The sequence below is a fragment of the Candidatus Nanopelagicales bacterium genome, assembly GCA_041393815.1.
Lineage (GTDB): Bacteria > Actinomycetota > Actinomycetes > S36-B12 > JAWKJK01 > JAWKJK01.
Genome location: JAWKJK010000001.1, coordinates 1,032,110 through 1,042,423, shown reverse-complemented (window position 1 = coordinate 1,042,423; position 10,314 = coordinate 1,032,110). Strand labels below are relative to the sequence as shown.

The 10,314-nt window shown below is 76.3% G+C and carries 10 protein-coding genes; 8 read left to right on the top strand and 2 right to left on the bottom strand.

What is annotated here, in order from left to right; translation table 11 throughout:
• Window positions 1-9: 9 nt before the first annotated feature.
• Window positions 10-441 (bottom strand): SAV_6107 family HEPN domain-containing protein, encoded by a 432-nt coding sequence (locus R2737_04780; GenBank protein MEZ5115566.1) that lies wholly within the window; start codon window positions 439-441, stop codon window positions 10-12.
• A 50-nt stretch (window positions 442-491) separates the two neighbouring features.
• Window positions 492-941 (bottom strand): DUF6504 family protein, encoded by a 450-nt coding sequence (locus R2737_04775; GenBank protein ID MEZ5115565.1) that lies wholly within the window; start codon window positions 939-941, stop codon window positions 492-494.
• Between the two features lie 459 nt (window positions 942-1,400).
• Between R2737_04775 and R2737_04770 the strand changes: the two genes are divergently transcribed.
• The 8 genes from R2737_04770 to R2737_04735 all read left to right on the top strand — a co-directional run bounded on the left by R2737_04770 (window position 1,401) and on the right by R2737_04735 (window position 10,308).
• Window positions 1,401-2,021 (top strand): DM13 domain-containing protein, encoded by a 621-nt coding sequence (locus R2737_04770; GenBank protein MEZ5115564.1) that lies wholly within the window; start codon window positions 1,401-1,403, stop codon window positions 2,019-2,021.
• Window positions 2,022-2,078: 57 nt separating this feature from the next.
• A complete protein-coding gene (locus R2737_04765) occupies window positions 2,079-2,594 on the top strand; it encodes a YbaK/EbsC family protein (GenBank protein ID MEZ5115563.1) in 516 nt (171 codons plus the stop codon).
• Window positions 2,591-3,421: an alpha/beta fold hydrolase gene (locus R2737_04760; protein ID MEZ5115562.1), complete on the top strand. Its 831-nt coding sequence runs from the start codon at window positions 2,591-2,593 to the stop codon at window positions 3,419-3,421. The genes R2737_04765 and R2737_04760 overlap by 4 nt, the downstream gene beginning before the upstream one ends.
• A 69-nt stretch (window positions 3,422-3,490) precedes the next feature.
• The gene (locus tag R2737_04755; protein ID MEZ5115561.1) at window positions 3,491-4,291 is read left to right on the top strand and encodes a carotenoid biosynthesis protein; all 801 of its coding nucleotides are present in this window, start codon (window positions 3,491-3,493) and stop codon (window positions 4,289-4,291) included.
• Window positions 4,273-5,433 carry a glycosyltransferase family A protein gene (locus tag R2737_04750; GenBank protein MEZ5115560.1) on the top strand — a complete coding sequence of 387 codons (1,161 nt, stop codon included), beginning with the start codon at window positions 4,273-4,275 and terminating at the stop codon, window positions 5,431-5,433. Before R2737_04755 ends, R2737_04750 begins: the two co-directional genes overlap by 19 nt.
• 28 nt (window positions 5,434-5,461) lie before the next feature.
• Window positions 5,462-6,961, top strand: a complete 1,500-nt coding sequence (gene crtI, locus R2737_04745) for a phytoene desaturase family protein (GenBank protein ID MEZ5115559.1) — start codon at window positions 5,462-5,464, stop codon at window positions 6,959-6,961.
• 118 nt (window positions 6,962-7,079) lie between these two features.
• Window positions 7,080-8,693: a DUF222 domain-containing protein gene (locus tag R2737_04740; GenBank protein ID MEZ5115558.1), complete on the top strand. Its 1,614-nt coding sequence runs from the start codon at window positions 7,080-7,082 to the stop codon at window positions 8,691-8,693.
• A 49-nt stretch (window positions 8,694-8,742) separates the two neighbouring features.
• On the top strand, window positions 8,743-10,308 hold the full coding sequence (locus R2737_04735; GenBank protein ID MEZ5115557.1) for a hypothetical protein: 1,566 nt from the start codon (window positions 8,743-8,745) through the stop codon (window positions 10,306-10,308).
• Window positions 10,309-10,314: the final 6 nt, after the last annotated feature.

Below are 10,314 nucleotides of genomic sequence, written 5' to 3'. Positions count from 1 at the left end.
CAGCCGCGCTCAGCCGGCCGAGCGCAGCCGCGACGCGGAGGGCAGCCCGAGCTGATGGCTGAGCCCCAGCGCGGTGGCCACCAGCGCCAGGAAGGTCTCGGCGTCGCGGACCAGGTCGTCGGCCTCCCGCTCGGTGACGGCACCGGCCAGGCCCGCCTCGGCCGCGGCCCGCTTGCCCGCGCCGGCGGCGAAGAACGCGGCCCACTCGGTGAGGTCGGGTGCGACCGCGGGCAGCAGCACCCACACGCTGCGGATCCGCGCACGGCTCGAGGCCGGGCGGGCCCGGGCCGCCAGCACCGCGGCCGCCGCCCGCAGGGCAGCCAGGTGGGCGTGGGCGTAGCGCTCCCCCGGCGTCACCGCGACGCTGGCCTCGGCCAGGCCGCGGGCGGCCGCGGCCAGCAGGTCCCGGCTGGCCGCCGGCAACGGCGCAGGACGACCCATCGGACCCCCTCCTCTGCGTTCCGTGACCTGGTCGGGATCCACGACCGGACTCAGTCCCATGACCGGGCCAGGCTCCAGCGCGCACCGCTCCCCACGGGCGCACCGCTCCCCACAGGCGCGGCGCTCCCCACGGGCGCAGCGCTCCCCACGGGCGCAGCGACCCCCGCGGGCTCCTGGCCCGGGGCGCCCTCCTGGCCCGGGGTGCCCTCCTGGCCCGGGGTGCCCTCCTGGCCCGGGACGTCCCGGGACGGGACGCCCTCCCGGCACAGGTCGTAGATCCCGGGGGCGGACGCGCGCCCGGCCGCCGCCTCGACCCGCCAGACCTGACGCTCGGCCTCGCCCGGTTCCCGGCGGCCCGGGTCCCCCCGCCACCAGGCCCCCACCTCCACCCAGTGGGCCAGGACGCCGCGGACGACGTACAGCCGTCCGCGCCACAGGAACTGGACCGGCTCGTCGGCGCGCAGCCGGACCTCGACCGGATCGGTGTAACGACGGCTCATGCGGGTCCCCTCGTCCTCGAGACGACGCCCTGCCGGGCGCCGGTGGCCTACGACCGCGAGCCGGGGGAAGACGGCGACGGGGCCGCCGGCCCGAAGGTGCTTCCCCACACCGACGGGCCGGCGGCCCGGCTCCGGGCACGGGGGTCGAGGCCGCACCCGGAGACGGGAATCTCCGTGCCGCCGAGGCGCGAGTCCCGGCGGCACCGCTCGCCACGGGCGAGCGAGTCACCGTGGCGGCAACTCGAACGCCTGTTCGAACACCACCACGGTAGCCCCGGGGTCCGACGTACGTCAACACCCGATCCACCGCCGTCCCACCCCGATCCACCGCCGTCACCATCGCGGGCGCCGTCACCACCTCGTAAGGCCGCACACGGCCGGATCCGGGACGCCCGGCGGCCCCCGGGCGGTTGACGACCAGGACACGGTGACCGACCGCGACCCCGCCAGGAGGACCCCATGAGCACCACCACCGGCACCCCCGCCCCCGCCACCGACCCCGGGACCCCGGGCTCCCGCAGGGCGCGGTCCCGCCGTCGGCTGTGGTGGGCGGTGGGCGTCGTCGGCGCCGTGCTGCTGGCCGGGGCCCTCGCGCTGTTCCAGCCCTGGCTGCTGTTCGTCGACACCACCGTCGACGAGGCCCTCCCCGGGACCGCGGTCGCGGCGGCCGGGAGCGCCGGGACCGGCGAGACCGCAGGTGCAGCCGACGTCGCGAGCTCGACCGGTGAGGACACGGCCCCGGTCGTGTTGGCGCGCGGGGAGTTCCGCTCGTTCGAGCACCCGACGACCGGCACGGTGCTGCTGGTGCGCCTGCCCGACGGCTCGACCGTGCTGCGGCTGGAGGACCTCGCCACCGACAACGGCCCCGACGTCCGCGTCTGGCTGTCCGCCCAGCCGGTCGACCGCGCGGGTGACGCGGAGGCCGCCGGCTTCCTGGGCCTCGGCGCGCTCAAGGGCAACCTCGGCAACCAGAACTACGCCGTGCCGGCCGACGCCGACCTCGACGCGTACGCCAGCGTGATCCTGTGGTGCGACCGGTTCAACGTGCCGTTCGGCGCGGCGCAGCTGCAGCCGGTCTGATGTGCCCGCCGACCTGACCGGCAGCCGGTCCGGCCGTCCGCCGGTACCCTCCGGGACATGTCGGATGAGGAGGACCGCCGCCACCCCAGCGTCCGCGCCGTGAGCCGGGCGCTGGCCGCCCTCGGCGTCCCCGGCCAGGTGCGCGAGCTCCCCGAGCCCGCACCCACCGCCGCCACCGCGGCCGCGCAGCTCGGCATCCCGGTCGGGGCCATCGCCAACTCGCTGGTCTTCGATGCCGACGGCCATCCGCTGCTGGTCCTCACCTCCGGGGCGCACCGAGCCGACCCGCTCAAGCTCGCGGCGCTGGTCGAGGCCCACCAGGTCCGCCGCGCGGACGCCCGCTTCGTCAAGCACCACACCGGTCAGTCGATCGGCGGCGTCGCCCCGGTCGGGCACCCGCACCCGCTGCGGACCCTCGTCGACGTCGAGCTGGCCCGGTACGACGAGGTCTGGGCGGCGGGCGGCCACCCGCACTACGTGTTCCCGACGACGTATGACGAGCTGCTGCGCGTCACCGCCGGCACCGCGGCCGAGGTCGGCGAGATCCCGGCGCAGGTCGACGACCCGCGGTGACCCGCGGCATCCGCGCGGTTCGGCCACCCGCGCGTCGCGCCGGGGGGCTGGCGTACGAGGTCCGGGGTTCCGGGCCGCCGCTGGTGCTCGTGCACGGGCTGGCCTCGTCCCGCGAGGCGTGGGACCTCGTCGTCCCGGACCTGGCGACGTCGTTCACGACCTACGCCGTGGACCTGCCCGGCCACGGCGACTCCCCCGCGCTGCCCGGCTCCCGCTCCACGCCGCGCGCCATGGCAGCGGCGCTGGGACGGCTGCTCGACGAGCTGGACCTGCCCTCGGCGCACCTGGTCGGCAACTCCCTCGGCGGGTGGACCGCGCTGGAGGCCGCGGCCGACGGCCGGGCGCTGTCGGTCACCGCGCTGGCCCCGGCGGGTCTCTGGGTGCCGGCGCAGCGCCGTAGCCGACTGCTGGACGCCAACCACCGGCTGGCCGTGCTGACCCGACCGGTCGTCCCCGCGGTGATGCGGGTCGCGGCGGTGCGGCGCACCGCCTTCGCCGCGGGGGTGGAGCGGCCCGAGTCGCTGCCGTACCCGGTGGCCGTCGACGCGGCGCTGGCACAGGCCCGGGCGAGCGGGTACGAGGCTGCCCACCTCGGCGTCCTGGGCGAGCGCTTCGACCGCGGTGGCGACGTATCCCTCGACGTCCCCGTCACGGTGGTCTTCGGGGACCGGGACCGGCTGCTGCCCCGCCCGGGCATGCAGCTGCGCGACCTCGCCCCCGGGCACGCGCGCTGGGAGGTGCTGTGGCGCTGCGGCCACGCGCCGATGTGGGACCGCCCGTCCGACGTGGTCCGACTGGTGCACGAGACGGTCGCGGCCGCGACCTAGACTCGCGGGCGTGCCCGCCGTGAGCCGTCCCGTGCCGCCCGAGCCGCACCCGACGACCGCGGGTCCGGCGTGAGCGTCCGCGTCTACACCGGTCCGCACGCGAGCCGGCGCAGCACGTCTCCCGGCCCGCTGCTCATGTCGGTCCCGTGGCTGTTCGCCGTCGTCACGGTCCTGGGCCAGATCTGGTGGGTCCTCGCGGACGCGGACGGTCGGCGACTGCTCACCGTGGCGACCGTCCTGACGTTCTTCCTCGCGAGCAGTACGCACGCACTGCTCACCCGCGGTGTCGCCTGGACGCTGGGCTACCTGGCCGTCACGCTCGTTCTCGGCTGGGCGGCGGAGGCCGTGGGCACGAGCACCGGACTCCCGTTCGGGGACTACGCGTACTCCGACGCGCTCGGGCCCACCGTCGGCGGCGTCCCCTTCGTGATCCCGCTGGCCTGGGCGATGATGGCCTACCCCTGCCTGCTCGCGGCCCGCGCGCTGACACGGTCCGCGGTGCTCACCCCGCTGGTCGGGATGTGGCTGCTGGCCACCTGGGACCTCTTCCTCGACCCGCAGATGGTCGGCGAGGGCTACTGGACCTGGGCCAGCCCCGAGCCCGCGCTGCCGGGCATCCCCGGAATCCCGGCACAGAACTACCTGGGCTGGTTGCTCGTGGCGCTGGCCATCATGGCGCTGCTGGACCGGCTGCCCCGCCGACCGGGACCCGACGGCGTCCCCGCACTGCTGCTGCTGTGGACCTACGTCGGCGGGATCGTGGCCAACGCGGTGTTCCTCGGCCGGCCGTGGGTCGCCGTCTGGGGCGGCGTCGCCATGGGAATCGCAGTCCTGCCCTGGCTGTGGCGCACGTGGGTCGATCGCCCCTGATCCGCGGGTCCGTGCGGTCGGCCCCGCGCCTGGTCGCGGCGATCGGCACCGCGATGGCGACCGCGGGGACGCTCCACGCGGCCTTCAACATCCGACGGCTGAAGCCTTTGCCGTCGACCCCAACCACTGTGCCGCAACGGGTCTCGATCCTCCTGCCGCTGCGCGACGAGGCGACGCGGGTCACCCCGACCCTGCGGGCGGTGCTCGACCAGCGCGGGCTGCCGAACGCCGAGATCCTCGTCCTGGACGACGGCTCCAGCGACGGGACCGCCGATGTCGTCCGGGCGGTGGCAGGTGACGACCCGCGCCTGACCCTGGTGGACGGCGGTCCCCAGCCACCGCCGCCGGGCTGGCTCGGCAAGCCCTGGGCCTGCGCCCGACTGGCCGACCTGGCGACCGGCGACGTTCTGGTGTTCGTGGATGCCGATGTGGTGCTCGAGCCGCATGCGATCGCCGCCACGGTGGATGCGTTGCGGGACAACGGTCTTCAGCTGCTGTCCCCGTACCCGAGGCTCGTCGCCGTCTCCCCCGCCGAACGACTGGTGCAGCCACTGGTCGTGTGGTCCTGGCTGACCACGCTGCCGCTCGGACCCACCGAGCGGTCCCGACGACCGTCTCTCGCCGCCGCCAACGGCCAGCTGCTCGCCGTCGATGCCGCCGCGTACCGCGCGGTCGGCGGCCACGCCGCCGTGCGCGGCGAGGTGCTCGAGGACATCGCCCTGCTGCGGGCGTTCAAGCGGGCCGGCTTCCGCGGCGTTCCGACCGTGGGGAGCGCCGTCGCGTCCTGCCGGATGTACGACGGTCCCCGGGACGTGTACGACGGCTACACCAAGTCGCTGTGGTCGGCGTTCGGGAGCCGCGCGGGCGCGGCCGCCGTCGTGGCCGCATTGGGGCTGGCGTACGTGGCGCCCGCGGTCGTCGCGGTCACCTCGCGCGACCGGGTGGCGCGGACGGTGGGCGCGGTCGGCTACGCGGCCGGCGTGGCGGGCCGTGTCCTCGTTGCCCGGCGCACCGGGGAGCGCGCGTGGCCCGACGCACTGGCGCATCCGCTGTCGGTGACCGCGTTCGGGCTCCTCACCGCGGCGTCCTGGCGGCGAAGGGCGCGCGGCACGCTGACCTGGAAGGGCCGTCGCCTCGGCTGACCCTGCCGACTGGCTAGGGTCGCTGGACGTGGCCAGAGTCGTCGTCATCGGTGCCGGGGTCGGCGGCATGGCTGTGGCCGCCCGGCTATCGGTCAAACGGCACGACGTGACGGTGCTGGAGCAGGCGCCCACGTACGGCGGGAAGCTCGGCACCTACGCTCGCGACGGCTTCGTCTTCGACACCGGCCCCAGCCTGCTCACGCTGCCGGCGGTCTACCGGGACCTCTTCCTGAAGACCGGCACCGGACTGGAGGAGAACGTCGACCTGCAGCCGGTGGAGCCGGGCTTCGGCTACCACTTCGCCGACGGCACGGACCTGGACATGCCGGGCGTGGACCCAGGTCGTTGCGCCCGCGCCCTCGGGGACGCGCTGGGCGGCACCGCGTACGACGACTGGCGCCGCTTCATCGCCCGCGCCGGCGAGATCTGGCGGATCACCCGCCGCCCGGTCCTGGAGTCGCCGCTGTCCGGTACCCGCGACCTGGTGTCCCTGGCGAAGCGACCGGCCGACATCCGGACCGTGGCGCCCTTGACTTCCCTCAGAGCACTGGGGCGCAAGTACTTCCACGATCCACGCCTGACGACGCTGCTGGACCGGTACGCCACGTACGCGGGCTCCGACCCTCGCCGGGCCCCCGCGCCGCTCGCGACGATCCCGTACGTGGAGCAGACGTTCGGCGCCTGGCACCTCGGCGGCGGCATCCGCACGCTCGCGGACGCCCTGGCCCGTCGGCTGGAGGAGCGCCGGGTGACAGTGCGGTTCGGGGCGGACGTGGCGCGGGTCGAGACGACCGCGGACCGGGTGTCCGGGGTGGCGCTGGCCGACGGGGAGCGGATCGACGCAGACGTGGTCGTTGCCGACGCGGACGCGACACACCTGTACGCCGACCTGGTCTCGGACCCGCGCGGCCGAGAACCGTTGCGGCGCCTACGAAAGGCGACGCCCTCGCTGTCCGGGTTCGTCCTGCTGCTCGCCGTCCGTGGTCGCACCCAGGGGCTGCGGCACCACAACGTGTGGTTCCCCGCCGACTACGACGACGAGTTCGACTCCATCTTCGGTCGACACCCTCGCCCGGTGCCGGACCCCGCCGTGTACGTCTGCGCCCCTGACGACGATCGGATGCGCCCGGACGCCGACCACGAGTCCTGGTTCGTGCTGGTGAACGCGCCCCGGCACGGCAGCGGCTCGCCGGGCTCCGGAACGATCGACTGGACCGCACCCGGGCTGGCGGAGTCGTACGCCGACCAGGTGCTCGCCGTACTGGGCCGCCGCGGGGTCGACGTCCGGGACCGCCTGTTGTGGCGTGAGATCCGGACGCCCGCGGACCTCGAACGCTCCACCCGGGCGCCGGGCGGGTCGATCTACGGCACGTCCAGCAACGGCCCGCGGGCGGCGTTCCTGCGACCCGCCAACGCGTCGCCGGTGCCCGGACTGTTCCTGGTGGGCGGGTCGGCGCACCCCGGCGGCGGACTGCCGCTGGTCGGGATGAGCGCCGAGATCGTGGCCAACCTCATTGGCCGCGCCTAGCGCGGGGCAGCCTCGACCGGCCGCGCCGAAGCTGCTCGGCGCGGGTCCGGCGAGTCGTCCACAGGGCTTCGGGCTTGGTCGGAGGGGAGTGTCGGACCCCCTGTCTAGCGTGTGGGGTGTGGCGGATGGATGGATCGATGAGACCCCGTGCGGGGGCTGGCCGTGGGAGGGCGTGGAGCCCGGACCCGGGCTGGCCGCTGCGGTGGCGGGCGTCGAGGTCGACGCGCTGCCGGGGGAGGCGACGGCCAGCCTGCTGAAGGCCTGCGACCGGCTGCTGGGCTGGGCGCAGGTGCAGGCGGGGCGGGCGATGGTGGCGGTGTCCGACGCGGTGACCGAGGCCAGTCGGCCGGCGCCGGGCGTGGTGTCGAGCGACCGGGACGCGTGGCTGGGTGAGGAGCTGGCCGCCGCACTGCGGGTGGCCCCGGCGACCGCGCTGGGCAAGGCCGCGGCGGCCGAGGAGGTGCTGCGGGTGCACCCCCGCCTGGGCGAGGCGGTGGAGTCGGGTGCGTTGAGCTGGACCCAGGCCAGCGTGCTGGGGCAGGGGGTCCGGCCGCTGCGAGGCCTGCGCGATGACCGGGGCCGTGACCTGGCCGAGGTGGCGTTGTCGGTGCTGCTGCCGGACGCGGGCCGCTACCCGCCGGCGCGGCTGCGCGAGCGGGTCGCCGCGTTCGTGGTGCGCCTGGCGCCGCAGGCGGCGGCCGAGCGCCGACGCCGCGAGGCGCGGGACCGCACCGGGGTGGAGTGGTGGGCGGAGTCCGACGGGATGGCGTGCCTGGCCGTGCGCGGGCTGGCCCCGGACCTGCTGGCCCTGCGCGGCCGGATCCACGCCGCAGCCGACCGACTCCGTGAGCGCACCGCGGACGGTCAGCCCGGCGCGGCGGCCGGACAGCCCGACGCTCAGGCCGGACAGCCCGGCGGGGCGGGCGAGGGCGAGGCCCCCACGCTGGGTCAGTGGCGCGTCGGCGCGCTGCTGGCCGCGTTCGGGGTGACCCCGCTCGACCCGGCGCTGGCCGCGGCCACGGCCTCGGCGGCAGCACCTGGGGCGACCGCGCCCACGACCGTGGGCCAGTGCTCGACCACGGCCCCCGGGGCGTCCGCGGACCCGGGCTCGGCGGCAGACCACGGCCCGTCGTCGCGACCGGGACACGTCGCGGATCCGGCGCCGCCGCGGCCGGAGGTCCGGATCCTGATCGACCTGGCCACCCTGTTCGGTCTCGTGGACGCGCCCGCGGAGCTGGAGGGCTACGGGCCGATCGACCCCGAGCTGGCGCGTGCGCTGGCGGCGGATGCGGACTGGGTCCGCTGGGTCAGCGACCCGGTGACCGGGCACCTGCTGGACGCCGGCACCCGTCGACTGCCCACCCCGGCGATGGCCCGGCAGGTCCGGGCCCGCGACGCCCGCTGCTCGCACCCCACCTGCGGGCGCCGCGCAGCGGGCTGCGACGTGGACCACGTCCCTGCCTACCGGCGCACCGGACGCACCCACATGGACCAGCTCGCGGTGGCCTGCCCGCGGCACAACCGCCGACGCGACCAGGCCGGCTGGCTCGCCGAGCCGCACCCCGCCGTCGACCTGACCGGCGGACCCGCGCCGGTGTGGACCAGCCCGCTGGGGCAGCGGTACGCCACCCTCAGGTCCCCGCTACTGCCCGCCTCACCGCCCGGACGGCCCCCGCCCCCGCCGCAGGACACGGACGCGCCGCCCGACCCCGACGACCTCCCGCCGTTCTGAGACCTGCGCCCGGTCGCTGTGCATGCCCAGGCGTGCGACGCTGCCGAGGATGCACGAGCGGGAACTGCTGGAGCTGGGGCCGACCGGCCCGGGACTCCGGCTGCCCCGCGTGCCGAGCTGGGCGCGGCCGGTCCTCGGGGTGGGGCTCGCGGCGGCCGTCGCAGCGGGCCTCCTGGTGGCGATGCGGACCGGCTCGGGCGACGCCCCTCACGGCACGGCGGACGCGCCTGCCGCGTCGGCCGACGCCTCTCCCGCCGAGGACGACACGCCCTCTGACGATGCCGACATCGCGGCTGACCCCGCCGGCAGCGCGAACCCGGGCGGCAGCACGAACCCGGACGACCGTACGAACCCAGCTGACACCACCGCACCCGGGCGGCCGACCGACGGCGCCACGCAGGCGGGCACCGAGGTAGACACCGAGGTAGACACCGAGGTAGACACCGAGGACGGGGCCGCGGTGGCCGACGTCCCCCGCAACCCCGGCCCGGGGACGGGAGTCGGCCGCCCGGGCAGCACCGCTCGTCTGCTCAACGACCTGGTGGTCGGCCGCGTGCCGCTGGGGACCTACCGGGTGGCGTCGGCGTACCCGCAGTTCCGACTCGACCTGGCCGGTGGCTGGAGCTCCGCCGGCCGGCCGTTGCGGTTCGGCCGCGGGTCGGACGCCGACGGCTCGCTGGAGTTGCTGGAGGTGTCCCCCGGCTGGTCGAGCCTGCGGACCGCCGACGGCAACTGGCTCCCGGCCACGCAGGTCACCTCGGATCAGGCTCGCTGGATCGCCGAGCACCCCGCGCTGCGCGGCGTCACCGTCGACACCGGGACCGTCGCGGGAATGCCCCTCACCGTCGTGGACGCCACGGTGGCCGGCTCCACCGGTGCCGACCCGGTCGACCTCGCCCGCGAGCCCGACGGCGACCGCTGGCGGCTGCGCCCCGGCAGCCGGGTCCGCTGGGCGTTCGTCGGCGACCCGGTCGCCCCCGCCGTCGTGGCGGTGACCCGGACCACCGCCGCCCGGCCCTCCGGTCTCTTCTCCGAGCACCAGCGGATCCTGGACTCGCTCGCCCTGCTCGAGCCCGGCGAGGTGTTCACGCTGGCGTCGATGGAGGAGCTGGCCCGCCGCCCGGTACCCCCGGGCGACTACCTGGTACGGCCGTCGGCCACCTACCGGTTGACCGGCTACCGCGTCACCCTCGGGGACGGCTGGCGGTTGCGGGTCCCCCAGCGGGTTGAGCGCGGCGACGCGACCGGCGGCGTCGCGGAGGTGCTGTGGTTCGGCGAGCTCGACGGCCTCGACCCCGACCGCCCGGGCGCCACCCTGGGCCGACGGCCCGGGCTGGACGTCATCCAGACGCAGCGGACCACCGTCGGCGGCCGTCCCACACTCCTCGTCGACGTCCGCGTGGGGAGAACGGACGTCCGGCTGGCCGGCCGCTCCGGACCGGGATCCGAGCCCCTCGTGCTGCCCGCCGGCTCCCGCGCCCGGGTGGCCCTGGTGCCGGACCGGGACTCGTACGCGGCCCTGGTCGCGGTGTCACCCCGACCCGCTCTGGCGCTGGAGCTGAACGCCGAGGTGGACGGGGTGCTGGCGTCCTGGCGCTTCGAAGGCCCGACCTGACCAGAC

Coding starts and splice junctions, on each gene's coding strand:
- R2737_04780 (MEZ5115566.1), bottom strand. CDS start 441: ATGGGTCGTCCTGCGCCGTTGCCGGCGGCCAGCCGGGACCTGCTGGCC.
- R2737_04775 (MEZ5115565.1), bottom strand. CDS start 941: ATGAGCCGTCGTTACACCGATCCGGTCGAGGTCCGGCTGCGCGCCGAC.
- R2737_04770 (MEZ5115564.1), top strand. CDS start 1,401: ATGAGCACCACCACCGGCACCCCCGCCCCCGCCACCGACCCCGGGACC.
- R2737_04765 (MEZ5115563.1), top strand. CDS start 2,079: ATGTCGGATGAGGAGGACCGCCGCCACCCCAGCGTCCGCGCCGTGAGC.
- R2737_04735 (MEZ5115557.1), top strand. CDS start 8,743: ATGCACGAGCGGGAACTGCTGGAGCTGGGGCCGACCGGCCCGGGACTC.